Origin of the sequence: Capnocytophaga sp. oral taxon 878 (genome assembly GCF_002999135.1) — a bacterium.
Taxonomy (GTDB): domain Bacteria; phylum Bacteroidota; class Bacteroidia; order Flavobacteriales; family Flavobacteriaceae; genus Capnocytophaga.
The window spans coordinates 2699187-2724234 of the sequence record NZ_CP027229.1 but is presented as its reverse complement, the minus strand read 5'-3'; the positions used below and the strand labels follow the sequence as shown (position 1 = coordinate 2724234).

Genomic DNA, 25048 nt, shown 5'->3' with positions numbered 1-25048 from the left:
GTTTAAAAAATTACTTTTTACGACGCGCTTTTTTAGGAGCTCCCGAAGGTTTGTCATTTTGTTTTCCTGAAAAACCACTACCTCCAGCAGCAGTTTTCTTAGTCATTCCTACAAGAGGTGATAAATCTCTTTTACCATAGATTTCGCCTTTCATAATCCACACTTTAATACCCATACGACCGTAGGTAGTGTGAGCTTCATCAATAGCGTAATCAATATCGGCGCGGAAAGTAGAAAGAGGGATACGACCTTCTTTAAAGCTTTCAGAGCGTGCCATTTCAGCTCCGTTCAAACGACCAGAAATCATCACTTTAATACCTTCAGCATTCATGCGCATTGCAGAAGCTATTGCCATTTTGATAGCGCGTTTGTACGATACACGTCCTTCAATTTGATGAGCAATACTTGCTGCTACAAGAGCTGCATCTAGCTCAGGGCGTTTAATTTCAAAGATGTTAATTTGAATATCCTTACCTGTGATTTTTTTCAGTTCCTCTTTAAGCTTATCTACTTCCTGTCCACCTTTACCAATAATTACACCTGGGCGAGCAGTAGTAATAGTAACTGTTACAAGCTTAAAAGTACGTTCTATTATCACGTGTGCAACACTAGCTTTTGATAAACGTGTTTGAACATACTTTCTAATTTTGTCGTCCTCAGCAAGTTTATCTCCGTAATCATTGCCACCATACCAGTTAGACTCCCATCCTCTGATAATTCCAAGGCGATTTCCGATTGGATTTGTTTTTTGTCCCATAGTTTATCTTAGCTTTCTGTGTTAAAATTTTTAGCTCCTAAAACCAAAGTTATATGGTTTGAGCGTTTTCTAATTCTGTGTGCTCTACCTTGAGGGGCTGGGCGCAAACGTTTAAGGATAGCTCCTCCGTCAACGCGTATTTCTTTAACAAATAATCCAGCTTCTTCTTCGTTAGCATTTTCATTTTTAGCTCTCCAGTTATGAATAGCTGATAAAAGTAATTTTTCTAAACGAGCAGCTGCCTCTTTTTGGTTGAACTTCAAAATAGCAAGGGCTTTATCTACCTCTACGCCTCGCACTAAGTCGGCTACCAAACGCATTTTACGTGGCGAGGTAGGGCAGTTATTCAACTTCGCAAATGCTAAGCTTTTCTTAGCTTCTTTTATTTCTGTTGCTTTTTCTCTTTTTCTAACTCCCATAGCCTTTATTATTTTTTACCTTTATTCTTTGCACCAGCGTGTCCACGGAATGAACGCGTAGGTGAAAATTCTCCTAATTTATGTCCCACCATATTTTCAGTAATATATACAGGAACAAACTGACGACCATTGTGCACTGCTATAGTCTGACCCACAAAATCTGGAGTAATCATTGAAGCGCGTGACCAAGTTTTGATAACATTCTTCTTACCTGATTGAATATTTTGTTGAATCTTTTTTTCTAAGCTATAGTGAACGTAAGGTCCTTTTTTTAATGAACGTGCCATTTCTTAGTCTCTTATTTTTTTCTGCGTTCTACAATATACTTATTACTTGCTTTGGTTTTAGAACGAGTTCTGTAACCTTTAGCAGGTATACCTTTACGTGAGCGTGGGTGTCCACCAGTAGCACGACCTTCACCACCACCCATTGGGTGATCAACAGGGTTCATTACTACAGCACGTGTACGAGGACGACGACCTAACCAGCGTGAACGTCCTGCTTTTCCTGAAAGCACCAATTGGTGGTCAGAGTTTGATACAGCTCCTATAGTAGCCAAGCAAGTAAGCAAAATCATACGAGTTTCACCTGAAGGCAATTTTACAGTTGCATATCTTCCATCTTTCGCCATTAATTGTGCAAAAGTTCCAGCAGAGCGTGCTATATTAGCTCCTTGTCCTGGACGCAATTCAATACAAGAAATTACAGTACCTAACGGAATTTGAGAAAGCGGCATTGCATTTCCAATTTCAGGAGCTACATTTTCTTGTCCTGAAACTACTACTTGGTCAACTTTTAAACCGGCAGGAGCGATGATATAACGTTTCTCACCGTCGGTATATTGTACCAAAGCAATGAATGCTGTTCTGTTAGGGTCGTATTCAATCGAAACTACTTTAGCTTCAACACCAAACTTGTTACGTTTGAAATCGACAATACGATACTTCTTCTTATGACCACCACCTATATAACGCATGGTCATTTTTCCTTGATTGTTTCTACCACCAGTCTTTTTCAACGGAACGAGTAAACTCTTTTCCGGCTTATCAGTAGTAATGGTGTCAAATTCGTTTACTACTCTAAAACGCTGACCAGGGGTAATCGGTTTTAATTTTCTAACTGACATTTTTGTCTATTTGTTAAACTTATATATTACTATAAAAATCTATAGTCCCGTCAATTACTTGCACTACTGCTTTTTTCACAGCATTGGTTTTACCCAATTGCAAGCCTGTTTTTGTATAACGCACTGTGCGTTTAGGTGCATAGTTAAGAGTACGAACCTCTCCAACTTTAACGCCATAAGTAGCTTCTACTTCATTTTTAATTTGAATTTTGTTAGCGTTTTTAGCTACTTCAAATGTATAGCAGTTTTTAAGCTCACTATTTGCGTTTGCTTTTTCTGTATTTACAGGCTTTATTAATACGCTCATTTTCTTCTTATTTTGTTAAAATTGACTCTAATACAGCCACTGAACTCTCGGTAAGAACTACATTAGTAGCATTTACTACTTGGTAAGTGTTTAGTTCTGAAGCAGTTACTACACTTGAAGTAGGAACATTACGAGACGACAAATATACGTTATTATTTGTATTTGGCAATACAAAAAGTGATTTTTTATTCTCCAAACCTAATGATTTCACTACAGCTGTAAAATCTTTAGTTTTTGGAGCCTCAAAATTCAAATCTTCAACCACTACTAAAGCTTGACCTTGAAGTTTAGCACTAAGAGCAGAGCGGCGTGCCAAACGTTTTACGTTTTTGGTAAGTGTTTGTGTGTAATCTTTAGGACGAGGACCAAATATACGACCACCTCCTACAAACACTGGTGATTTCACACTACCTGCACGAGCTGTACCTGTACCTTTTTGTTTTTTAATTTTACGAGTACTACCAGCTACTTCATTTCTTTCCTTAGACTTGTGAGTTCCTTGACGTTTGTTAGCTAAATAACGTTTTACATCTAAGTAAATCACGTGGTTGTTAGGCTCAATACCGAACACAGCGTCTGAAAGGGTTACCTTTCTACCTGTTTCTTTTCCTTGTATGTTTAATACTGCTACTTCCATTATTTGTGAATAGTTACGTAAGCATTTTTGTGACCTGGAATACAACCTTTTACTACTAAAAGATTTTTCTCAGCAACCACTTTCAATACTTTTAAGTTTTGTACTGTTACCTTTTCTGCGCCCATTCTGCCCGCCATACGCATTCCTTTAAACACGCGTGAAGGGTATGATGAAGCACCTACTGATCCTGGAGCTCTTAGGCGGTTGTGTTGCCCGTGAGTAGTTTGTCCTACACCACCAAATCCGTGGCGACGAACAACCCCTTGGAATCCTTTACCTTTTGAGATACCTGTAACATCTACAAACTCTCCTTCGGTAAAATAATCAACGGTGATAGTATCACCTAATTTGTAAGTGTCTTCAAATCCTTGGAACTCAACGACTCTTTTTTTAGGAGCAGTACCAGCTTTTTTAAAGTGACCAAGCTCTGCTTTGGTAGCTCGTTTTTCTGCTTTGTCATCGAAACCAAGTTGAAGCGCTTCATAGCCATCAACCTCTTTGGTTCTGACTTGGGTAACTACGCAAGGACCTGCTTCTATGATGGTGCAAGGAACATTTTTTCCATTCTCATCGAAAATGCTGGTCATGCCTACTTTTTTTCCAATTAACCCAGACATAAAATTAAATATTTGTTATTAAAGTTATTACTTATTTGAACTAATAATTACCAATTTTTTAATTGTTAATTATTAAAATGTTTCAGGGTCAAAAAATGCTTTGAGCTTTTTAACCCTGAACCATTTTTATCCGTTTTTCCCTAACCCACAGTTTCGGGACATTTTAGCAAAGTTATCACACTTTGATGTCTACATCTACACCACTTGGCAATTCCAATTTCATCAAAGCATCAATAGTTTTTGATGATGAGCTGTAAATATCAAGCAAACGCTTGTGTGAGCTCAGTTGGAACTGTTCACGTGCTTTTTTATTCACGTGAGGTGAGCGTAGAACAGTAAAGATTTTTTTATGTGTAGGTAGTGGAATAGGTCCTACTACTACTGCACCAGCTGCTTTCACTGTTTTAACAATCTTTTCAGCTGATTTATCTACTAAGTTATGGTCGTAAGACTTTAACTTGATTCTTATTTTTTGTTGATTACTCATTTGCTTACTAATTTAGTTGCCTCTGGCGTTTTTAATTACTTCCTCTGCGATATTCGATGGTGTTTCAGCATAGTGTGAAAACTCCATTACCGAAGTAGCTCGTCCTGATGAAAGGGTACGCAATGATGTTACATAACCAAACATTTCTGATAGCGGAACGAATGCTTTAATAACTTTAGCACCGTTACGGTCATCCATATTGTTTACTTGTCCACGACGGCGGTTCAAGTCACCTACTATATCACCCATATTTTCTTCTGGAGTGATAACTTCCAATTTCATAATTGGTTCCATCAATACTGCTTTTGCAGCACGAGCAGCTTCCTTGTAACCTAACTTAGCTGCTAACTCAAATGATAATGAGTCAGAGTCTACAGGGTGGAATGATCCATCAAGAAGAACTATCTTCATTGCATCCATTTCAAATCCTGCCAAAGGTCCGCTCTTCATTGCTTCTTTGAAACCTTTTTCTACTGATGGGATATATTCTTTAGGAATGTTACCACCTTTGATTTCATTCACAAATTCTAAGCCTACTTTACCTTCTTCTGCTGGTTCCATACGGAATACAATGTCAGCAAACTTACCACGTCCACCTGTTTGTTTTTTGTAGACTTCGCGGTGGTCGGCTTTACCAGTAATAGCCTCTTTGTACTCTACTTGTGGTTGACCTTGGTTCACTTCTACCTTGAACTCACGTTTCAAACGGTCTACAATGATATCCAAGTGTAACTCACCCATTCCTGAGATGATAGTTTGTCCAGAAGCTTGGTCTGTCTTCACTTGGAAGGTTGGGTCTTCTTCAGCTAATTTAGCCAATGCCATACCTAATTTATCAACGTCAGCTTTTGTTTTAGGTTCTACTGCAATACCAATCACAGGGTCAGGGAATACCATACTTTCAAGTACGATAGGATATTTCTCATCGCAAAGAGTATCACCTGTTTTGATATCTTTAAATCCTACTGCTGCCCCTATATCACCTGCTTCAATATATTCGATAGGGTTTTGCTTGTTAGCGTGCATTTGGTAGATACGAGAGATACGCTCTTTATTACCAGAACGTGTATTCAACACGTAAGAACCTGCATCTAAGTGACCTGAGTAAGCGCGGAAGAAAGCTAAACGTCCTACATAAGGGTCGGTAGCAATCTTAAATGCCAACGCTGAGAAAGGAGCATCAACTGATGGTTTGCGCAACGCTACTTCACCAGTATCGGGGTTAGTACCCTCAATAGCTTCTTTGTCAAGTGGTGAAGGTAAATAACGGCATACTGCATCAAGCATAAATTGCACCCCTTTATTTTTGAAAGAAGAACCGCATACCATTGGGATAATTGCCATATCCATTACAGCTGCACGTAATGCTTTGTGTATTTCATCCTCTGTAATAGAGTGTTCATCTTCCATAAATTTTTCAAGAAGACCTTCGTCATAACCTGCTACTTCTTCAATAAGTTGTGCGCGGTATTTAGTTACGTCTTCTTTCATTTCTTCAGGTATCTCTACTACGTCAAAAGTAGAACCTGAGTTTTCTTCGTGCCATACGATAGCACGGTTTTTAATCAAATCTACTACACCTTTAAAGTCAGCCTCATCACCGATAGGTAATACGATAGGCACAGCGTTTGATTTAAGCATTTCCTTTACTTGGTTACAAACATTAAGGAAGTTCGCACCTTGGCGGTCCATTTTGTTTACGAAACCAATACGTGGCACTTTGTAGTTATCAGCCAAACGCCAGTTAGTTTCTGACTGAGGCTCTACTCCGTCTACAGCCGAGAAAAGGAATACCAATCCGTCAAGCACGCGTAGAGAGCGGTTTACTTCGACTGTAAAGTCTACGTGACCGGGAGTATCGATAATGTTGAAGTGATACTCTTTAGCATCGGCAGTAGGTTTACCATTTTCGGTAGGGAAATTCCATTTACAAGTAGTAGCAGCTGATTGGATAGTGATACCGCGTTCAGCTTCTTGCTCCATCCAGTCCATTGTTGAAGCTCCATCGTGTACTTCACCAATTTTGTGGGTTTTACCTGTATAGAATAGAATACGTTCAGTAGTGGTGGTTTTGCCCGCATCAATGTGAGCGGCAATACCTATGTTTCTTGTATATTTTAAATCTCTACTCATCGGTTTAATTAAAATCTAAAGTGTGAGAACGCTTTGTTAGCTTCTGCCATACGGTGCGTATCCATTTTCTTTTTCACAGCTGCACCTTCTTCTTTTGAAGCGGCGATAATTTCAGCTGCTAATTTTTGAGCCATAGATTTCTCGTTGCGTTTACGTGCATAACCGATAAGCCATTTCATAGCCATTGACACTTTGCGGTCAGGACGGATTTGCATTGGGATTTGGAAAGTAGCACCTCCTACTCGGCGTGAGCGCACCTCCACGTGAGGCATTACATTAGTAAGAGCATCCTTCCAAACCTCTAACGAAGTCTTCTCGTCATTATTTTTCTTTTGTTCTACGATATCTAACGCATCATAAAACACTTTAAAAGCCACCGATTTTTTACCATCCCACATCAAGTTATTCACGAAACGTGTAACCAACTGGTCATTAAACTTTGGATCTGGTAACAGGGGGCGTTTTTTAGCCTGTCTTTTTCTCATTTCTTTTCAGTTAAAAGATTTTGTGTGTTAAATTACTTTTTCTTACCTTTAGCTGGTGCAGCAGCGGCTTGACCTGGTTTAGGGCGTTTAGCACCGTATTTAGAGCGGCGTTGTGTTCTACCAGCTACTCCGGCAGTATCCAAAGCACCACGCACAATGTGGTATCTAACACCTGGCAAATCTTTCACCCTTCCGCCTCGTACCAATACTATCGAGTGCTCTTGAAGGTTGTGTCCCTCACCTGGTATGTAGGCGTTCACCTCGTTGCCATTTGTTAAACGAACACGCGCTACTTTACGCATTGCTGAGTTCGGTTTTTTAGGCGTTGTGGTATACACACGTGTACATACACCTCGGCGTTGTGGGCACGAATCCAAAGCAACCGATTTACTCTTCTTGGTAATTCTGGTTCTTCCTTTTCGTACTAATTGTGAAATTGTTGGCATAATTTACAATACTATATATTTAATTTAATTTGTTTACTTGTTTAGCTCTCAAGCAGTGGAGTTTAAACGACAGAATTAAGTGCTACTTATTATTTTACACTATTTTCTACTATTAGCTCCAAACGCTTCTCATCTAAATCGGGTGCAAAAGTACAACTTTATTTTGAACTGACAAAGAAAAAAGAAATATTTTTTTATTGTTACTGACTGAAAGTTAGGCAATAATGCAACAATACAGACTGCTTTTATCCCTTGTTCATTTTTATAAAAACCACTGATTATCAGTAAAGTAAAATAAAACGCCTAATTACAATAAGGTTTCTTACTTTTGTTACAAATATAACAAAATAATTATTGAATGTTACATTACTTAATTACAAAGACACCTTCTGCTTGTGGAAAAGACAGTTTATGAATTACACAGATAGTATAAGAGCATTAAAAAAATGGTTAATAAACTGAATGAATGTCAGTCTATTAACCATTTTAGTTATCTGACTACGTTATTTAATCACGTAGTGCTGCTCCTAACTGGCTTTCAAAAGCTGTTTGTAGGCGCTGCATTGTTTTGTCTATTTGTTTATCGGTAAGGGTTTTCTTCTCGTCCTGCAGCACGAAGCTTACGGCATAGCTTTTCTTACCTTGTGGTAATTTATCACCCTGATATACATCAAATAGGTTGATGCTTTTTAGAATATCTTTTTCAGCACTTAGCGCTACTTTATACAAATCGGCAAAAGTTACCTTTTCATCTAACAAAAGAGCTAAATCACGGCGTACTTCGGGATATTTGGCAATCTCTTTATAAATCACCTTATGATCTTGTACCTGGTGTAGTATTACTTCCCAATTAAGATCGGCTACGAGGACTTCTTGCTTTATAGAAAAGTTTTTGAGTACTTTACCTTTAACCACCCCTATAGTACCTATAAGAGTATCGCCTAACTGCCAACGGAACCCTTCGGAAGCTATTGCATCATTCTCTTCAAGAGGTAGGGCTTTAATATCTTTAAGACCTAAACGTTCAAAGAGAGTTTCGACTACTCCTTTTAATTGGAAGAAAGTAGTTTTTTGAGCTGTTGCCCCCCAATGCTCTGACTGAGTATTACCTGTGAGGTAAATAGCTAAGTGCTTACTTTCGGTATATTTACCTTCGGTGAAGTGATAGTTCTTACCAAATTCAAACAACTTTAAATCGGTGCGCTTACGGTTGTTATTATAAGCTATTACTTCCAAACCAGAGAAGAGCAAGTTTTTGCGCATATACCCCAAATCGGCACTTAGAGGGTTAAGTAACTTCACTGCTGTTTCGGGCTGCTGTGTATAGGTAGTGATCTCTTTTTCGGAGACCAAACTATTGGTCATTATCTCGGTAAAGCCCTGCCCTATAAGCTGGGTAGCTACTACATTCTGCACATTATGATCATCATACTTGCTAGAGTGGGACATAGAAGCATTAATTTTTTCGGAAAAACTAATGTTATTATATCCGTAGATACGCAATATTTCCTCAATTACATCAGCCTCACGTTGTACATCGACCCTATAAGAAGGAATGACTAAGCCCAAACCGCGTTCGGTAAGTGAATTCACCTTAATATCAAGTGAGTGCAATATTGACTTAATAGTATCATGAGGTATTTTCTGCCCAATGAGTTTATCTACTTTATCAAAAGCAAGGAACACCTGAAAATCTTCTATCTTTTTAGGATAGAAATCAATCACATCAGAAGAGATGACACCCCCTGCTATATTTTCAATAAGTACTGCAGCATACATTAAGGCATACTTACAGTCTTCGATATTGATACCACGTTCAAAACGGTATGAAGCATCGGTACTGATGCTGTGACGTTTGGCCGTTTTGCGTACTGCTACAGGATCAAAGTAGGCACTTTCTAGAAACACATTGCGAGTAGAGTAGCTCACACCTGAATTTTCTCCGCCTAACACCCCTGCTATGCACAAAGGTTTTTCGGCATCGCAAATCATTATGTCCTCACTACTAAGGATGCGTTGTACCCCATCAAGAGTGGTGAACTTAGCTCCTTCTTCGGCTGTTTTTACTACTATTTTTCGTCCTATTATATGATCGGCATCAAAAGCGTGTAGTGGTTGTCCTAAAGCGTGTAGCACATAATTAGTAGCATCGACTACATTATTTTTGGGAGTGATACCTATAGCTTTCAAGCGGTTTTGCAGCCAAGCTGGAGATTCGGTTACGCGCAGGTTACTAATGGTTACCCCAGTGTAACGTGGAACAAGTTTTTTATCGGTTACTTCGATATCGACTTTACCAGAGCGGTTATCGACATGGAATTTGGTTACTGAAGGGGTGATAAGTTCCAGCTGAGTACCTCTTTGTATTAAGCCAGCACGGAGATCACGAGCTACCCCATAATGGCTCATAGCATCGGCACGGTTGGGGGTAAGACCTATTTCAAACACCTCATCGGTTTCGACCTCAAAGACCTTACAGCAAGGAGTACCCACAGGGTATTTATCATCAAGTACCATAATACCATCGTGACTTTCGCCCAAGCCGAGTTCGTCTTCAGCGCAAATCATACCGTAGCTTTCTTCGCCACGTATTTTTCCTTTTTTAATTTCAAAGGGGTTACCTTCTTTATCATATAGTACTGTGCCGATGGTAGCTACGGGTACTTTTTGTCCTTGTGCTACATTGGGAGCACCGCATACTATTTGCAAAGGTGCCTCGGCACCTACATCCACTTTGGTAATTTTGAGTTTATCGGCGTTGGGGTGTTTTTCACATTCTAACACGTGTCCTACTACTACGCCTTTGAGTCCTCCTTTAACACTTTCATAGGGTTCAATACCCTCTACTTCTAAGCCGAGATCGGTAAGGATAATGCCTGTTTCTTCGGCAGGGAGGTCTAACTTCAAATATTGTTTCAACCAGTTATAGGATATTTTCATAGTTGTTCTTTAGTTTTTTCACTTAATTTCGCGGTGCAAAAGTACAAATAATTTGCCAATTAGCAAATTTGCCAATTAGCAATTTCGCTAATTGGCAAATTCACTCATTGGGGAAATGCCTTCGCCCTTAGGTTATTGTTCGTTAGAATCTTTTATTTTTTCAACAATTTGAGCTGAAGCGGTGAATGAGGTAATCATATTTTTGAGCATATCACTACCTGCTTCGGGTGAGTTGGGGAGTAAAATAAGATTACTGTTAGTTTGTTGGCCTACTGCTTGGAGGGTATCATAGTGCTGAGTAATTACGATAAGGGCAGAAGCCTCTTGAGAGCTTACGCCAACCCTTTGTAATACATCGACACTTTCGACCAAACCGCGAGCTATTTCGCGGCGCTGATCGGCGATACCTTGCCCTTGTAGGCGTTTGCTTTCGGCTTCGGCTTTAGCTTTTTCTACTATTAAGATACGTTGTGCATCTCCTTCGTATTGAGCTGCTACTTTTTCGCGTTCGGCTGCATTGATACGGTTCATAGCGGCTTTTACTTGAGCATCGGGATCTATATCGGTTACTAGGGTTTTGATGATGTCATACCCATAAGTTTCCATAGACTCTTGCACTTCACGTTTTACGGCAATAGCGATATCGTCTTTTTTAACGAATACATCATCCAATTTCATTTTAGGTACTTCGGCACGAACAACGTCGAACACGTAGCTGGTAATTTGGTCGTGAGGGTATTCCAAACGATAGATAGCATCATAAACCTTATCCTTAATTACAACGAATTGCACTGATACTTTAATTTTCACAAATACATCGTCGAGTGTTTTGGTTTCGACAATTACATCGAGCTGTTGGATTTTGAGGCTGATACGAGCTGCTATTTTATCAATCACGGGGATTTTCATTTGCAAGCCTGAATGCCTAATGCTTTGGAATTTACCAAAACGCTCTACAGAAACGGCTGTTTGCTGGCGTACTGTAAAGAAAGTGGATAGCAAGAATACTACTGCTAAAAAAATGACGAAATAAAGAATAAAATCTTCCATTAGTTATAAAATTTTAAATTTGTTTAGTTTTTAGGTATGGGTTACAGTGTTATGTGTTAATTGATATGTTTTGGCTTCTATCTGCCGTGTATCTTCGTAATAGTTTTCTTGCATAGCGAGCCAAAACTGCACTGGAATACCCAATACTTTTTCCAAGCGAAAAGCAAACTCTTCAGTTACTTCATTTTGCCCTTTGAGTATAAGTTCTAAGTAAGCATCGGTAACTTTTAGCTGAGTTGCTAATTCTTTTTCTGTAAGTCCTCTTGCTTCTATTTCATCGGCAAGTATCTCACCAGGATGAGTTGCAACAAAAGGAACTATATTTTCATTTTGATTTTTCACATAATTCTTTTAAAGATTCCTCTTCAAATACGATTTTCATAGTTTAAATTACATTACATCAGTTAGTTTAGAAGGTTTTATTTTGATGGGCGGTACCATTCTTGACCTGTAAGGTCGTAAATATGTTGTATTTTGTGTAAGAGGGCTTTAAAGTCGATATGTAAATCAATAAGTTCGCCTGAATGGATATCAAAGACCCAGCCGTGTACCTCGGGGGTTTGGTATTTTAGGTAGCTTTCTTGCACTACTGCCATTTTGGTTACATTAAAGCACTGTTCAAAGACATTGAGCTCGACCAAGCGGCGGTGGCGGGCTTCTATATCGGGAATGGCATCGAGTTCTTCTTGGTATAGGCGATAGACATCACGAATGGTTCGGAGCCAAGGGTTGAGCAGCCCATAGTCTTTGGCTTGCATAGCGGCTTTGACCCCGCCACAATCATAATGGCCGCATACTATAATATGCTTTACATTGAGATGCTCGACAGCGTATTGTATTACGGCGGCAGAGCTCATATCGAGGGTATTGACTACGTTGGCAATATTGCGATGTACGAATATTTTACCAGGCCCGACGCCCATAAGCTCTTCGGCAGCTACGCGGCTATCGGAACAGCCTATGTAGAGGTAATCGGGGTTTTGGTCTTCGGCAAGTTTTTCAAAGAAATGAGGATCGGAGGCTTTGCGCATCTCGAGCCATTGCCGGTTATTTTCAAATATTTTTTTGTAAGAAGGCAAAACGATTACTAATTAACGATTAACAATTATATTTCGCAGTTTTTTTCTTTGCATTTGGCGGTATCGAGCTCAAGGGTTGCGTGGCTGATATGCTCATCTAAAAGGGTGTGCTTAAGTTCTGCTTTTATTTGTATAAAGGTTTCTAAGCTGACGCACTCTTTGAGGACTATATGAGCGGTAAGAGCATTTTGTGAGCTACTTAGCGCCCAAATATGCAGGTGGTGTACTTCGGCTACCATAGGGTGTGCTTCCATCAGGGTTTTGATGTGTGTGCCATCAATATCATGAGGGACACCATCTAAAATGAGCTTGACACTCTCTTTGAGCAGCCCCCAAGTGGAGAATAGTATGACTATAGCTACTACGAAGCTGCTAATAGGATCGGCAATGTTCCAGCCTGTGAAATAGACGATAGCGCCTGAAACTATTACCCCTACTGACACTAAAGCATCGAGCATTAGGTGGAGGAATGCGCCCTTGATATTGATATCGGTTTGCTGCCCCTTATAGAACAAGAAGGCTGAAACGGCATTGATAATAACCCCTATGAAGGCGGTAATCATAATGGCTGTGCCGACCATTTCGGGTGGATTGGCAAGGCGTTCGACCCCTTCGATAATAATCTTAACAACGATGTACATCAGTAGTACGGCGTTTATAAGAGAGGCTAAGATAGAGGCTTTTTTATAGCCATAGGTATAGAGCTTGGTAGCTGCTTTGTGGGCTAACTTCATACCGATGAGGGAGATTACCAAGCTGGCAACATCACTTAGGTTATGGGTGGCATCGGACATTAGGGCTAAAGAATTGACCTTATACCCTACCCCAAACTCGATTATAGTATATAACAGATTAAGGGCTATACCTATATAAAAAGCGCGGTTTAGGCTGCTAAGGTTGGCTACCTCATGGTGATGGTGGTGATGATGGTGATGGTCGTGGTTATGGTGGTGATCTTCCATAATAGTATTTTTTGACCCTTATCCGCCCGAAGGGTAGGCAAGTATAGGCCTGTGCTACTGCTTTTCGGGCGGATAGAGGGCTATTATTGATGAGGCAAAGGTACAAAATATTTTTAAATATTAGCATACTAGCAGATTATTTTTTTCTAACCAAAGCTACTATTAAGGCTGCGCCAAGTAGCCAGTAGAGCCAGCGAGGGTAGTGGGGAGTCTGTTTTTGAACATACTGCGAGCTGCTGTGCTGCTCTAAGGCACTGCTTTGGAGCTGGTGGTGAGCCTGCTGCTGCTGGAGGGTATCGGTAAGGTGGTGATGGTGGGTGGTGATGGTGTGCAGCTTCATATAGCTATGCCCTAAGGAATCTTTAAAGGTTTCGACCTGGGCAGAGAGCTGTTGTACGGTGGTGTGCAGCAGCCTTTGGGTGCGCCATAGTGCCTGCTGGTGGCTAAGGGTATCGGTAAGGAGGAGCTGCTGATGGTGGTGCTGCTGCACATCTTTTTTGGCACGGCACCCTCCTAACAAAAGTGCAAAGATGAGAAGTGGGGTGAGTGCCTTTATAGGCAGCGGGGTGGGCTTGGAGGCGGGGGTAGCAAGGACTGTTTCGGCCTCTTCTAAGAGAGTGATGAGCTGCTTAAGCTTTTGGGCGTAAAGAGGATCGGTAGCATAGCCAGCGCGGGCTATGGCATCGGCAAAGGCATAGGGGTTGGCTTTGACTTTGAGTGCCTGAGCGTAGCGTGTGTGGCGGAGGAATAGCTGGGCGTGGGCGGTAAAACTCTCGGCAGGAGAGGCGTACTTACAGAACCAGTCCTTCACGACACAGAGGTACTTACCATTGGGCAGGGGCTGTAGGCTGATGAGCTGAGGGAAGGCGCCTGCCTTGGGAGGCGCAGGGAGCACCTCGGTAGTTACTAACAGCTGGCGCTGATGGGCAGGGGTGCTGGGGGTAGCCTTTATGCCGAAGAACATATTGCCAGGGGCGTGGGCACCCCAGCCGCTTTCCAAGGCGGCTTGTGCTAAGATAAAAAGGTGAGAGATACCGGTATGCTGCTCGGTTTGGCGTGCATAGGGGGCGTACGTGGTGTAGAAGTTACGTACATTGGCGGGGATTTTTGTTTTGTTGTTCATTAGTTTACTGTTTTTTTTAAGAGTTTTTCTAAAGAGTTTTCGAGTTCGCGGATGCGTTGGTTAGCCTCATTAAGGTCGGCAATGGCTTTGGCGTATTTGGCGCCGAGATCGTCGATCATTTCGCGGTATATGCGTACTGCTTTATCGACATTATCGAGCTCGCTGCTTTGTAGTTCTAACCTTTGCTTGGGGCGGCCGAAGAGCCAGCCTACAAAGGCTGATAGGAGCATACTGATGAAGGTTACGATGGGTTGTGTAAGTAATTCCATTATGTGTTAGTTTGGGGTATCAGGGTTTAGGTGCGCGCTGCCTAAGGGTGATACTTTGTTATTGCGGTGCAAAGTTAGGGTAGGAATGAGCAGGTGGGCAAGAAGTTGTAACAGGGTGGAACAAGATTGTAAAGTGAGAAAAGGGGTAATAAGCTGGGAGGTAGGGGTTTTAGGGGAAGGAGTTTTAGGGGATAGGAGTTAGGAGAGAGGGGATAGGAGTTTTAGGGGATAGGAGTTAGGAGAGAGGGGGAAGGAGGGAGGGGATAGGAGTTAGGGGTGAATGAGGAAAAAGGGGGATTTGGGGGATTTTGTTGTGGATTTGACAAAAATAGAGGATGGAAATGAAGGGGTTGATAATCAGGGAGGTGGATGTGTTCTTCGTTTATAGTTCGTTTATAGTTCGTTTATAGTTCGTTCATCGTTCGATCAAGTTAGGGGATGGCTGTATGGTAGCTGGGGTGTGAGTGAGGATTGAAATAGGTTGATTATCAATGTGATAGACAAGAGATAAGAGGTAAGGTGTGGGGAATGTGGATTTTTGAGGATTCGGCAATAAAAATGGAAAAAAGATGCGAATTTGATAATTGGAGGTAAGAGGTAATAGACAGGAGACAAGAGATAGGAGACAGGGGATAGAAGGTAATAGGTAATAGGTAAAAGGTAGGAGGTAAGATGAGGGGGTAGGGAGGTAGAAAAATGTTTGGTTTTTGTTATTTCAAAATATATTTGTATTTTTGCGCCAATAAATAGACTATTACAGAAGATATACAGACCTTAAAAGAGAGGTTGGGGATAGCTTGCAAAAGATTTAAAGATGATAGAGCCTACAATAATTACCCTTAGCAAGAGAGAGATAGCAGACTGGATAACAGGGCTTAAGGAGATTCCTTTGCCGGATAACCACATAGTGATAGAGCTGGGAGAAACAGACAAATGGCAAAAGAAAGACCTCAAACCACTGATAAGCCTTGCTAAAGAACACGACAAAGCGCATAAAAAGACGATAGCTGTGGTGAATAAGCCCCTTGCGTTGGAGGCTTTGGAGGTGGAGATGCATATAGCCCCTACGCTGCAAGAGGCTATAGACCTGATTGAATTGGACGAAATAGAACGTGACTTATGGAAATAACAATTCTGGGCTGCCATAGTGCGAGTCCGCGTGCTAACGCCCGTCCTTCGGCGCAGCTGCTGGAGATGCGGGGGCACTTGTTTTTGATAGACTGTGGTGAGGCAACCCAGATAGCATTGCGCAATGCTAATGCTAAGTTTGCGCGTATAAAGCATATTTTTATTTCGCATCTGCACGGAGATCATTTTTATGGTCTTTTTGGGTTGATATCGACTTTCCAGCTGTTGGGACGTGAGGCAGAGATGCACATATATGGGCCTAAGGGGATAAAAGAGGCCGTGCTACTGGTGCTAAAACTTGGGGGTGCTTATACACCTTTTCCGTTGTATTTTCATGAATTAACGGGGAACACTTCTGAACTGCTGTACGAGGATGAGAAGGTGAGTGTGCGCACCATACCACTACAACACCGCGTGTATACAAATGGATTTTTGTTTGAAGAGAAAGTAGGCGAACGCCGGATAAACGCTGATGGTATTGCACAGTATCCGGAGATACAAGTGTGTGACTACCAGAATATTAAAAATGGGAAAGACATAGTACTGGAAGATGGTACCACTGTACCTAATGCAGAGCTTACTTTTGAACCACACCGCCCACAAAGCTATGCTTATTGCAGTGATACGCTGTACTTTGAGGCTTTGGCAGAGAGCATACGGGGCGCAAGAGTGGTGTACCACGAATCGACATTTTTGCAAGTGAATGAGGAGCTGGCAGCTAAGACAATGCACTCGACCGCACAGCAGGCAGGACTTACGGCACGGAATGCAGGGGCTGAAGCGCTTATCTTGGGGCATTACTCATCAAGATATGCTGATATGAATCTGTTTAAAAAAGAGGCTGAAGAGGTATTTAAGAATGTGTTTTTGGCCGAAGATGGTAAGAAATTTGTATTTAATTAGGCTGCTGATTTCATAAGAAAGGGAGGTAGAGAAACTATTTTGGGAGAGGGAAGAGGCTGATTATCTTATCAAGATATTGGAAGTAGAAACTTATACAAAGAAAACTTATTTTAACTACAAACAAAGGAAACTAAATAATGGATGTTTTTAACCTTTCTGTGGCTCCGATACCGCAACTACGTATTGCTTTTATAGGCGTGGGTGTGCGAGGTATTGAAGCTGTGAAACGCTATATACACTTAGATGCAGAGATAATAGCTATTGCTGAAGTAGACCTTGAAGCTATAGCTAAAGCTAAAGATATTACAGAGGGAATAGAACCGACTCCTGCTTTTTATACCAAAGCTGATGACTGGCGCAAATTATGTGAACGTGAGGATATAGACCTACTATACATTTCGACCCCTTGGGAACTACACGCCGAAATGGCTATCTACGGAATGGAATGCGGCAAACACGTAGCTATTGAAGTGCCACTAGCAATGACTGTTACTGATTGCCAGCGTATAGTGCGTACCGCCGAAGCTACTGGTAGGCATTGTATAATGCTTGAGAATGTGTGTTACGACCGCTTTGAACTGATGAGCATTGAGCTGGTAAAACAGGGGAAACTAGGAGAGATAGTACACGCTGAGGGAGCTTACATACACGACTTACGACACCTAAACTTCAGGCAGACAGAACGCGATGCTGAACGGGGTAAATGGCGCATAGCCTACAGCAAGACTTTTGAGGGTAACCCCTACCCTACTCACGGGCTTGCGCCTATATGTAGGGCATTGGATATATTGCGTAGTGACCGATTGGAGCGACTTGTATCGATGTCGTCATTGGCGGTGGGGATGCAGCAGTATGCTGAAAGTCATTTTGGAAAGACCTCGGAAGAGGCACAAGCTCAGTACACTGGTGATATGAATATTACCCTGCTACAAACGGCTAAAGGTAAGACTATCATACTACAACACGATGTAACTAATCCGCGGCCTTACTCACGTATCTTTATGCTTAGTGGGACTAAGGGATTTGTGCAGAAATACCCTACCCCTCAGTTATATTTTGACGATAGAGAGGAAAAACTGCTTACCCCTGAAGAGATTGAAGCCTATTTGGAAGAACACGAACACCCTTACTACCGCGAAACAGCACACTTGCGCAGCCTGTTGCCTGATCAAAAGCCAATGGACATAGTTATGGACTACCGATTGGTGTACTGCCTGAAAAACGGATTGCCTTTGGACTTAAACGTATATGATGGCGCTTTATGGTCGTGCATAGCAGAGCTTACACAACAATCAATAGCAGGGGGGAATTGTGTGGTAAAGGTACCCAACTTTATTACTGATTGAGATTTATTTTATACTTAAAAAACTAAACACGATACTTTTTAGATTAAATTATATGAAATTCAACGAGTACAAACACTTAGACCTTACTAAGATAGCAGAAGAAATATTGGCTTTTTGGAAAGCTGCTAACATCTTTGAGCAGAGTATCACCTCACGTGAGGGCGCTATTCCGTTCGTGTTTTTTGAAGGACCGCCATCCGCTAATGGAGTGCCTGGTATTCACCACGTGATGGCGCGCTCTATTAAGGATATTTTCTGCCGCTATAAAACTCAGAAAGGATTTCAAGTAAAACGCAAAGCAGGTTGGGATACCCACGGCTTGCCCGTAGAATTGGGAGTAGAGAAAGAACTCGGCATTACCAAAGAAGATATAGGCAAAAAAATAAGCGTAGAGGACTATAACAAGGCTTGTAAGGAAGCCGTAATGCGCTATACTGACATCTGGAACGACCTTACCGAGAAAATAGGCTACTGGGTGGATATGGAAGACCCTTATATCACCTATAAACCCAAATATATGGAAAGCGTGTGGTGGCTTTTGAAACAACTATATAACAAGCAGTTACTATACAAAGGATACACCATTCAGCCATACTCACCTAAGGCAGGTACAGGCTTGTCATCACACGAGCTGAACCAACCTGGTTGCTATCGCGATGTGAGCGATACTACGGTTGTGGCGCAGTTTAAAGTAAAAGCATTAGCAGCAGCGGCAAGTAAAGCATTGGGTAACCCTACAGCACCTATCCATATCCTCGCTTGGACAACTACCCCTTGGACGTTGCCTTCTAACACGGCATTGGCAGTAGGTAAAGAAATTGACTACGTACTCGTAAAAACATTCAATCAATATACTTTTGAGCCGATTACTATCATCATTGGCAAACCGCTTTTGGCAAAACAATTCGGCAAAAAGTTTGTAGAGGGCGATGCAGCTGCTTTGGCAGCTTATACGCCTGAAAGCAAGACTATCCCTTATCAAATTATAGGGGAATGCAAAGGCGCAGACCTCGTAGGCACTACTTACGAGCAACTCATTCCTTGGTGCACTCCTACCGAGAATTCCGACCAAGCTTTCCGCGTGATTGCAGGCGACTTTGTTACCACCGATGACGGTACTGGTATCGTGCATATTGCGCCTACTTTTGGTGCGGACGACGCCCGTGTAGCCAAAGAATACGGCGTGCCTCCAATGCTTGTAAAAGATGCGTACGGCAACCTCATTCCGCTGGTAGATTTGCAAGGAAAATTTATCACAGGGCACAATATTCCAGAGGCTTTTGCCGGTAAATACATCAAAAATGAGTATTACGATGCAGGGCAAGCGCCTGAAAAATCGTGGGATGTGAGCTTGGCAATTCTCCTCAAAGAAGAAAACAAAGCCTTTAAAGTAGAAAAATACGTACACAGCTATCCGCACTGCTGGCGTACTGATAAACCAGTGTTGTACTACCCGCTCGACTCGTGGTTTGTACGTGTAACCGATTTCAAAGAGCGTATGTTTGAGCTCAATGAAACTATCAACTGGAAACCTAAGGCTACTGGTGAGGGGCGTTTTGGCAACTGGCTAAAAAATGCTAACGACTGGAACCTTTCGCGTTCGCGCTATTGGGGTATCCCGTTACCTATTTGGCGTACTGACGATAAACAAGAGGAAATCTGCATCGGTTCGGTAGAAGAACTAAAAACCGAAATACAAAAAGCTATTGCAGCGGGCGTAATGACTGCCGATCCTTATAAAGATTTTGTAGTGGGCGACAACTCCGAAAGCAATTACAGCAAGGTAGATTTACACAAAAATATAGTAGATAACATAGTGCTCGTATCGCCATCAGGCAAGCCAATGCACCGCGAAACCGACCTTATCGACGTGTGGTTCGACTCTGGGTCTATGCCGTATGCACAATGGCACTATCCTTTTGAAAACAAGGACTATATAGAAAACCACACTGCCTATCCAGCCGACTTTATTGCTGAAGGGGTAGACCAAACACGCGGTTGGTTCTATACACTTCACGCCATTGCTACTTCGGTATTCAACAGTGTGGCATACAAAAATGTAGTGTCTAACGGACTAGTGCTTGACAAGAACGGACAAAAGATGTCCAAACGCTTGGGCAATGCGGTAGATCCATTCACTACCATAGCCGAGTATGGTGCCGATGCTACTCGCTGGTATATGATTTCCAACGCGAACCCTTGGGATAACCTCAAATTCGATTTGGAAGGGGTAGCCGAAGTGCGCCGTAAATTCTTCGGTACGCTCTACAACACCTATTCATTCTTTGCGCTCTATGCCAATACCGACAGCTTCACTTATGCAGAAGCCGATATACCATTGGCTGAACGCCCAGAAATAGACCGATGGATACTTTCGGAACTCAACACCCTTATCAAAGAAGTAGATGCCCTCTACGCCGATTATGAGCCTACCCGTGCTACGCGTGCTATCTCCGATTTTGTACAAGAAAACCTCAGTAACTGGTACGTACGCCTCTCACGTCGTCGTTTCTGGAAAGGAGAATACGAAGCCGATAAAATAGCCGCTTACCAAACGCTTTACACCTGTCTGGTAACCATCGCTAAACTGATGGCGCCTGTAGCACCTTTCTATGCCGATAGATTGTACAAAGACTTGGTGAGTGTTACCGGTAAAGAAAACAAAGAAAGTGTACACCTCACCGATTTCCCTGTAGCTAATGAAAGCTATATTGATAAATCATTGGAAAGCAAGATGCAGAAAGCGCAGACTATCTCGTCCTTAGTACTATCGTTGCGCAAGAAAGAAAGCATCAAGGTGCGTCTGCCATTGCAAAAGATAATGATACCGATAGCGAACGCCACTGAGCGTGCTGAAATAGAAGCCGTAGCAAACCTCATCAAGCACGAGGTGAATGTGAAGGAAATAGAACTCTTGGAAGATGCATCGGGTATATTGGTAAAACAAATAAAACCGAACTTCAAGACCTTAGGACCTAAGTTTGGCAAGGATATGAAAGCCATTGCCACAGCGGTACAAGAGTTTGGACAAGCAGAAATAGCACAGTTTGAAAAAGCACAAACGTACAGCTTGCAACTGCCCGACAAAACGGTTACTTTGAGTTTGGACGATGTAGAAATCAGCACCCAAGATATAGAAGGCTGGTTGGTAGCAACCGCCGGCAGTCTGTTGGTAGCCTTGGATATTCACATCACCCCTGAACTGCGTCAAGAGGGTATCGCTCGTGAGTTGGTGAACCGCATTCAGAATATCCGTAAGGACAATGATTACGACATTACCGACCGCATACAAATACGCCTCCAAGCGCACCCTGCCCTACAAGAGGCTGTAACTGCGAATGAGGCTTACATCAAGAATGAAACTCTTACTGATAGTATCACTTTTGTAGATAGCCTAACGGAGGGTGAAGAAATAGCCTTCGATGAAGTAACAACAAGAATAGTAGTTGCAAAATCATAAGCTAATGATACACTTTGCCAAAGGTGCAAGCCATATAGGCTGAAACCTTTGGCAAAGTTTTTTTAATATCTTATTATTAAGAATGAAAAAGATATTAGTAATACTTGCTTTTATAGGCTTATCAAGCTGCCAAGAACAGAGAACCCCTGAAAAGAGCGCTGAAGAACAAACAGAACAAACTAAAATTACTGGGGTAGAGAACCCTGAGGAAACAAGGCTGAAAAGGTATCTGACCTTTAAATCGTACTTTAAAAAAGAAATAAAACTTCCTGCAGATTTCACTAAAGAAATTTATGGAAGTAGAGAGGATACTTTGCCTAAAACGCTGTACAACCAAATTATTTTCTCTGACCAAGAAAGAAATAACATTCAAGAATATGCAAAGTTTTATACTCTTGATGGTGAGCTTATAGATAGGGTTAATACCTATGGTATTTTAGATACAACTTTTTTTAATGGAGGGTGTAATACACATAAAGAAAAATTTCAACCCAAACTATATCCTCTTGGGCATATAAATTTATCTGGAGAATATGATGTTTTTGTACTAAAAACAAGTCATATAGATTTGATATTCATTGATATTTTTGTTTTTAATAAAGAAGGAAATATCAAGTCGTTTGTAAGTGTATTTGAGATGGAACCTTCTAGAGATTGTGAAAAAACTTGGGAAGATTTTGTTTACAATTACAAAGTAGATACTTATTTTATACAATCACGAATACAAAAAAATCGGATTATTAAGTGGACTGAAAAAAGATTTGGTATGACTATTAAAGTAGAATGGCAGCTACAAAAAGATGGCTATTTTAAAGAAATCAAATTAAAAAAAGAAGGTAAAAATGAATGGCTTGAAGATTAGTACATTCAAAAAGAATAGTAGCTACAAAATTGTAGGTGTGAGTCGCACTTAGGTGTACCACAATAGAAAGTAAACATCTTATTATTAAGAATGAAAAAGATATTAGTAATACTTGCTTTTATAGGCTTATCAAGCTGCCAAGAACAGAGAACCCCTGAAAAGAGTGTTGAAGAACAAACAGAGCCATCTGAAGTTACTCGGGTAGAGAACCCTGAGGAAGCAAGACTTAAAAGGTATCAGACCTTTAAATCGTACTTTAAAAAAGAAATAAAACTTCCTGCAGATTTTACTAAAGAAATTCTTGGAAATAGAGAGGACACCTTGCCAAGAACATTGTACAATCAAATTATTTTCTCTGACCAAGAAAGAAACAACATTCAAGAATATGCAAAGTTTTACACTCCTGATGGTGAGCTTATAGATAGGGTTAATACCTATGGTATTTTAGATACAACTTTTATTGATGCAGGTTGTAATACACACAAAGAAAAGTTCGATGGAAAGCTATATCCTCTTGGATATATAAAATTATCTGAAGAATATGATACTTTTGTAACAAAGGTATGTGAGGTAGATATTATATATATTGATATTTTTGTTTTTAGTAAGGAAGGAAATATCAAGTCGTTTGTAAGTGTATTTGAGATGGAACCTTCTAGAGATTGTGAAAAAACTTGGGAAGATTTTGTTTACAATTACAAAGTAGATACTTACTTTATACAATCGCGAATACAAAAAAATCATATTATTAAGAGGACTGAAAAAAGATTTGGTATGACTATTAAAACAGAATTGCAGCTACAAAAAGATGGCTATTTTAAAGAAATCAAATTAAAAAAAGAAGGTAAAAATGAATGGCTTGAAGATTAGTACATTCAAAAAGAATAGTAGCTACAAAATTGTAGGTGTGAGTCGCACTTAGGTGTACCACAATAGAAAGTTAAACATCTTATTATTAAGAATGAAAAAGATATTAGTAATACTTGCTTTTATAGGCTTATCAAGCTGCCAAGAACAGAGAACCTCTCAAAAGAGTGTTGAAGAACAAACAGAGCCATCTGAAGTTACTCGGGTAGAGAACCCTGAGGAAGCAAGACTTAAAAGGTATCTGACTTTTAAATCGTACTTTAAAAAAGAAATAAAACTTCCTGCAGATTTTACTAAAGAAATTTATGGTAGTAGAGAGGATACTTTGCCTAAAGCGCTGTACAACCAAATTATTTTCTCTGACCAAGAAAGAAATAACATTCAAGAATATGGGAAGTTCTATAGTTCAGATGGAGATCTTATAGATTGGTCTGATACCTATGGCATTTTGGATACAATGCCTTCTAATGCTGGAAGTTATAGGCATAAAGAAAATTTTCAACCCAAACTATATCCTCTTGGGTATATAAATTTATCTGAAGAATATGATGCTTTTGTACTAAAAACAAGTCATATAGATTTGATATTTATTGATATTTTTGTTTTTAGTAAGGAAGGAAATATCAAATCATTTGTAAGTGTATTTGAGATGGATCCTTTGAGAGATTGTGAAAAAACTTGGGAAGATTTTGTTTACAATTATAAGGTAGATACCTTTTTCTTCCAATCGCGAATACAAAAAAATCAGATTATTAAGAGGACTGAAAAAAGATTTGGTATGACTATCAAGACAGAATGGCAGCTACAAAAAGATGGTTATTTTAAAGTAATAAAATTACAAAAAAAAGGTAAAAATGAATGGCTTGAAGATTAGTACATTCAAAAGTATAAATTTATAAATAAAAAGAATTATTACAAACATTTGAAAGAATGTCTAGAAATAACAACAAGAATAGTAGTTGTAAAATCGTAGGTGTGAACCGCACTGGCGTACTACGATAAAAAGTTAAACACTTTGCCAAATTTTAGCCCGTGCGGCTCGACTTTTGGTAAAGTGTTTTTTACTAGAGAGAAAGGAAATGATATAAAATAGTACTTATGTTTTTAAAATGCAATGATAAAAAAATTGAATTACATCCTACTGTGTGGGAATATCTATATCCCTATCTTTTAAGATTTTCGATAAAACACAATATTGACTGGACTATCTGGAAAGCAAAAGATGTAGTGTATATACCAGAAGATAAGAGAGAAGAGTTAATATTTATGTTAGAATATATTTTTGAAGAACTTATGGTAGAGTGTTATAAAGAACCTACACAAAGACAAAGAACAAAACATTCTACAAGGTTTGAAAATATGGTTTTTAAAGATAAAAAATATATCTTAAACTATGTAACAGATATTATTGGAATCATTGGTTATTGGCTTATATATATGATAAATGCTTTGTCTTAGAATTTAAATACTACAAAACATAAACTTTAAAAGCTAATGTAATGAAAATAAAATATTCTGATTATCAATTACTTTTGTAGTATTTTATGTATAGGCGTTTGGCAAACGCCCACACAAAACAAAACTTTTTCATTACCTTCTTTATATTTTTTCTTCAGTAGTACCTAAACCCCCTTTGTAAAATAAC

The 25048-nt window shown here is 40.3% G+C and carries 26 protein-coding genes; 8 read left to right on the top strand and 18 right to left on the bottom strand.

Going from position 1 to position 25048, the window contains the following annotated elements:
• Nucleotides 1-10: 10 nt before the first annotated feature.
• The 18 genes from rpsC to C4H12_RS12340 form a co-directional block, all read right to left on the bottom strand.
• Entirely contained in the window at nucleotides 11-757 is a 747-nt protein-coding gene (gene rpsC, locus C4H12_RS12425; protein ID WP_106099182.1) for a 30S ribosomal protein S3, read from the bottom strand.
• Between the two features lie 8 nt (nucleotides 758-765).
• Nucleotides 766-1176, bottom strand: coding sequence for a 50S ribosomal protein L22 (rplV, locus tag C4H12_RS12420; RefSeq protein ID WP_106099181.1), 411 nt, complete (start codon nucleotides 1174-1176; stop codon nucleotides 766-768).
• Nucleotides 1177-1184: 8 nt separating this feature from the next.
• Nucleotides 1185-1463 carry a 30S ribosomal protein S19 gene (gene rpsS, locus C4H12_RS12415; protein WP_002675018.1) on the bottom strand — a complete coding sequence of 93 codons (279 nt, stop codon included), beginning with the start codon at nucleotides 1461-1463 and terminating at the stop codon, nucleotides 1185-1187.
• 11 nt (nucleotides 1464-1474) lie between these two features.
• Nucleotides 1475-2302, bottom strand: a complete 828-nt coding sequence (gene rplB / locus C4H12_RS12410) for a 50S ribosomal protein L2 (RefSeq protein WP_106099180.1) — start codon at nucleotides 2300-2302, stop codon at nucleotides 1475-1477.
• A 19-nt stretch (nucleotides 2303-2321) separates the two neighbouring features.
• Nucleotides 2322-2609 carry a 50S ribosomal protein L23 gene (gene rplW, locus C4H12_RS12405; protein WP_106099179.1) on the bottom strand — a complete coding sequence of 96 codons (288 nt, stop codon included), beginning with the start codon at nucleotides 2607-2609 and terminating at the stop codon, nucleotides 2322-2324.
• Nucleotides 2610-2616: 7 nt separating this feature from the next.
• Nucleotides 2617-3246, bottom strand: a complete 630-nt coding sequence (gene rplD / locus C4H12_RS12400; protein ID WP_106099178.1) for a 50S ribosomal protein L4 — start codon at nucleotides 3244-3246, stop codon at nucleotides 2617-2619.
• Nucleotides 3246-3863, bottom strand: a complete 618-nt coding sequence (gene rplC / locus C4H12_RS12395) for a 50S ribosomal protein L3 (RefSeq protein ID WP_106099177.1) — start codon at nucleotides 3861-3863, stop codon at nucleotides 3246-3248. Before rplC ends, rplD begins: the two co-directional genes overlap by 1 nt.
• 175 nt (nucleotides 3864-4038) lie before the next feature.
• The gene (gene rpsJ / locus C4H12_RS12390; RefSeq protein ID WP_002679460.1) at nucleotides 4039-4350 is read right to left on the bottom strand and encodes a 30S ribosomal protein S10; all 312 of its coding nucleotides are present in this window, start codon (nucleotides 4348-4350) and stop codon (nucleotides 4039-4041) included.
• A 12-nt stretch (nucleotides 4351-4362) separates the two neighbouring features.
• Entirely contained in the window at nucleotides 4363-6483 is a 2121-nt protein-coding gene (gene fusA, locus C4H12_RS12385) for an elongation factor G (RefSeq protein WP_106099176.1), read from the bottom strand.
• Nucleotides 6484-6491: 8 nt separating this feature from the next.
• Nucleotides 6492-6968: a 30S ribosomal protein S7 gene (gene rpsG, locus C4H12_RS12380; protein WP_106099175.1), complete on the bottom strand. Its 477-nt coding sequence runs from the start codon at nucleotides 6966-6968 to the stop codon at nucleotides 6492-6494.
• 32 nt (nucleotides 6969-7000) lie between these two features.
• Complete coding sequence (rpsL, locus tag C4H12_RS12375; RefSeq protein ID WP_002679283.1) at nucleotides 7001-7414, bottom strand: 30S ribosomal protein S12; 414 nt, start codon at nucleotides 7412-7414, stop codon at nucleotides 7001-7003.
• 507 nt (nucleotides 7415-7921) lie between these two features.
• Nucleotides 7922-10354 carry a phenylalanine--tRNA ligase subunit beta gene (gene pheT / locus C4H12_RS12370; protein ID WP_106099174.1) on the bottom strand — a complete coding sequence of 811 codons (2433 nt, stop codon included), beginning with the start codon at nucleotides 10352-10354 and terminating at the stop codon, nucleotides 7922-7924.
• Nucleotides 10355-10486: 132 nt separating this feature from the next.
• Nucleotides 10487-11404 (bottom strand): SPFH domain-containing protein, encoded by a 918-nt coding sequence (locus C4H12_RS12365; protein ID WP_106099173.1) that lies wholly within the window; start codon nucleotides 11402-11404, stop codon nucleotides 10487-10489.
• 30 nt (nucleotides 11405-11434) lie between these two features.
• Entirely contained in the window at nucleotides 11435-11746 is a 312-nt protein-coding gene (locus tag C4H12_RS12360; RefSeq protein WP_106099172.1) for a HigA family addiction module antitoxin, read from the bottom strand.
• Between the two features lie 77 nt (nucleotides 11747-11823).
• Nucleotides 11824-12483, bottom strand: coding sequence for a carbonic anhydrase (locus tag C4H12_RS12355; RefSeq protein WP_106099171.1), 660 nt, complete (start codon nucleotides 12481-12483; stop codon nucleotides 11824-11826).
• A gap of 26 nt (nucleotides 12484-12509) precedes the next feature.
• Complete coding sequence (locus C4H12_RS12350; protein ID WP_106099170.1) at nucleotides 12510-13445, bottom strand: cation diffusion facilitator family transporter; 936 nt, start codon at nucleotides 13443-13445, stop codon at nucleotides 12510-12512.
• Nucleotides 13446-13581: 136 nt separating this feature from the next.
• A complete protein-coding gene (locus tag C4H12_RS13990) occupies nucleotides 13582-14568 on the bottom strand; it encodes a glycoside hydrolase family 73 protein (protein WP_106099169.1) in 987 nt (328 codons plus the stop codon).
• Nucleotides 14568-14837, bottom strand: a complete 270-nt coding sequence (locus C4H12_RS12340; protein WP_106099168.1) for a cell wall anchor protein — start codon at nucleotides 14835-14837, stop codon at nucleotides 14568-14570. The genes C4H12_RS13990 and C4H12_RS12340 overlap by 1 nt, the downstream gene beginning before the upstream one ends.
• Before the next feature lie 814 nt (nucleotides 14838-15651).
• Between C4H12_RS12340 and C4H12_RS12330 the strand changes: the two genes are divergently transcribed.
• The 8 genes from C4H12_RS12330 (at nucleotide 15652) to C4H12_RS12295 (ending at nucleotide 24861) form a co-directional block, all read left to right on the top strand.
• Nucleotides 15652-15966: a hypothetical protein gene (locus C4H12_RS12330; RefSeq protein ID WP_106099166.1), complete on the top strand. Its 315-nt coding sequence runs from the start codon at nucleotides 15652-15654 to the stop codon at nucleotides 15964-15966.
• Nucleotides 15957-16868: a ribonuclease Z gene (locus tag C4H12_RS12325; RefSeq protein WP_106099165.1), complete on the top strand. Its 912-nt coding sequence runs from the start codon at nucleotides 15957-15959 to the stop codon at nucleotides 16866-16868. Before C4H12_RS12330 ends, C4H12_RS12325 begins: the two co-directional genes overlap by 10 nt.
• A 137-nt stretch (nucleotides 16869-17005) precedes the next feature.
• On the top strand, nucleotides 17006-18214 hold the full coding sequence (locus C4H12_RS12320; RefSeq protein ID WP_106099164.1) for a Gfo/Idh/MocA family protein: 1209 nt from the start codon (nucleotides 17006-17008) through the stop codon (nucleotides 18212-18214).
• Between the two features lie 52 nt (nucleotides 18215-18266).
• Complete coding sequence (gene ileS / locus C4H12_RS12315) at nucleotides 18267-21674, top strand: isoleucine--tRNA ligase (RefSeq protein WP_106099163.1); 3408 nt, start codon at nucleotides 18267-18269, stop codon at nucleotides 21672-21674.
• 82 nt (nucleotides 21675-21756) lie between these two features.
• The gene (locus tag C4H12_RS12310; RefSeq protein ID WP_106099162.1) at nucleotides 21757-22536 is read left to right on the top strand and encodes a hypothetical protein; all 780 of its coding nucleotides are present in this window, start codon (nucleotides 21757-21759) and stop codon (nucleotides 22534-22536) included.
• Nucleotides 22537-22626: 90 nt separating this feature from the next.
• Nucleotides 22627-23406, top strand: coding sequence for a hypothetical protein (locus C4H12_RS12305; protein WP_106099161.1), 780 nt, complete (start codon nucleotides 22627-22629; stop codon nucleotides 23404-23406).
• Between the two features lie 91 nt (nucleotides 23407-23497).
• Nucleotides 23498-24277, top strand: coding sequence for a hypothetical protein (locus C4H12_RS12300; protein WP_106099160.1), 780 nt, complete (start codon nucleotides 23498-23500; stop codon nucleotides 24275-24277).
• Nucleotides 24278-24501: 224 nt separating this feature from the next.
• On the top strand, nucleotides 24502-24861 hold the full coding sequence (locus C4H12_RS12295; RefSeq protein ID WP_106099159.1) for a transporter: 360 nt from the start codon (nucleotides 24502-24504) through the stop codon (nucleotides 24859-24861).
• The last annotated feature ends 187 nt before the right edge of the window (nucleotides 24862-25048 follow it).

Coding starts and splice junctions, on each gene's coding strand:
- rplD (WP_106099178.1), bottom strand. CDS start 3,246: ATGGAAGTAGCAGTATTAAACATACAAGGAAAAGAAACAGGTAGAAAG.
- C4H12_RS12320 (WP_106099164.1), top strand. CDS start 17,006: ATGGATGTTTTTAACCTTTCTGTGGCTCCGATACCGCAACTACGTATT.
- C4H12_RS12325 (WP_106099165.1), top strand. CDS start 15,957: ATGGAAATAACAATTCTGGGCTGCCATAGTGCGAGTCCGCGTGCTAAC.
- rpsJ (WP_002679460.1), bottom strand. CDS start 4,350: ATGAGTAATCAACAAAAAATAAGAATCAAGTTAAAGTCTTACGACCAT.
- rpsL (WP_002679283.1), bottom strand. CDS start 7,414: ATGCCAACAATTTCACAATTAGTACGAAAAGGAAGAACCAGAATTACC.
- rplW (WP_106099179.1), bottom strand. CDS start 2,609: ATGAGCGTATTAATAAAGCCTGTAAATACAGAAAAAGCAAACGCAAAT.
- C4H12_RS12295 (WP_106099159.1), top strand. CDS start 24,502: ATGTTTTTAAAATGCAATGATAAAAAAATTGAATTACATCCTACTGTG.
- rpsG (WP_106099175.1), bottom strand. CDS start 6,968: ATGAGAAAAAGACAGGCTAAAAAACGCCCCCTGTTACCAGATCCAAAG.
- C4H12_RS12300 (WP_106099160.1), top strand. CDS start 23,498: ATGAAAAAGATATTAGTAATACTTGCTTTTATAGGCTTATCAAGCTGC.
- C4H12_RS13990 (WP_106099169.1), bottom strand. CDS start 14,568: ATGAACAACAAAACAAAAATCCCCGCCAATGTACGTAACTTCTACACC.
- C4H12_RS12365 (WP_106099173.1), bottom strand. CDS start 11,404: ATGGAAGATTTTATTCTTTATTTCGTCATTTTTTTAGCAGTAGTATTC.
- fusA (WP_106099176.1), bottom strand. CDS start 6,483: ATGAGTAGAGATTTAAAATATACAAGAAACATAGGTATTGCCGCTCAC.
- C4H12_RS12340 (WP_106099168.1), bottom strand. CDS start 14,837: ATGGAATTACTTACACAACCCATCGTAACCTTCATCAGTATGCTCCTA.
- C4H12_RS12305 (WP_106099161.1), top strand. CDS start 22,627: ATGAAAAAGATATTAGTAATACTTGCTTTTATAGGCTTATCAAGCTGC.
- C4H12_RS12350 (WP_106099170.1), bottom strand. CDS start 13,445: ATGGAAGATCACCACCATAACCACGACCATCACCATCATCACCACCAT.
- rpsC (WP_106099182.1), bottom strand. CDS start 757: ATGGGACAAAAAACAAATCCAATCGGAAATCGCCTTGGAATTATCAGA.
- ileS (WP_106099163.1), top strand. CDS start 18,267: ATGAAATTCAACGAGTACAAACACTTAGACCTTACTAAGATAGCAGAA.
- rplV (WP_106099181.1), bottom strand. CDS start 1,176: ATGGGAGTTAGAAAAAGAGAAAAAGCAACAGAAATAAAAGAAGCTAAG.
- C4H12_RS12330 (WP_106099166.1), top strand. CDS start 15,652: ATGATAGAGCCTACAATAATTACCCTTAGCAAGAGAGAGATAGCAGAC.
- pheT (WP_106099174.1), bottom strand. CDS start 10,354: ATGAAAATATCCTATAACTGGTTGAAACAATATTTGAAGTTAGACCTC.
- rplC (WP_106099177.1), bottom strand. CDS start 3,863: ATGTCTGGGTTAATTGGAAAAAAAGTAGGCATGACCAGCATTTTCGAT.
- C4H12_RS12310 (WP_106099162.1), top strand. CDS start 21,757: ATGAAAAAGATATTAGTAATACTTGCTTTTATAGGCTTATCAAGCTGC.
- rplB (WP_106099180.1), bottom strand. CDS start 2,302: ATGTCAGTTAGAAAATTAAAACCGATTACCCCTGGTCAGCGTTTTAGA.
- rpsS (WP_002675018.1), bottom strand. CDS start 1,463: ATGGCACGTTCATTAAAAAAAGGACCTTACGTTCACTATAGCTTAGAA.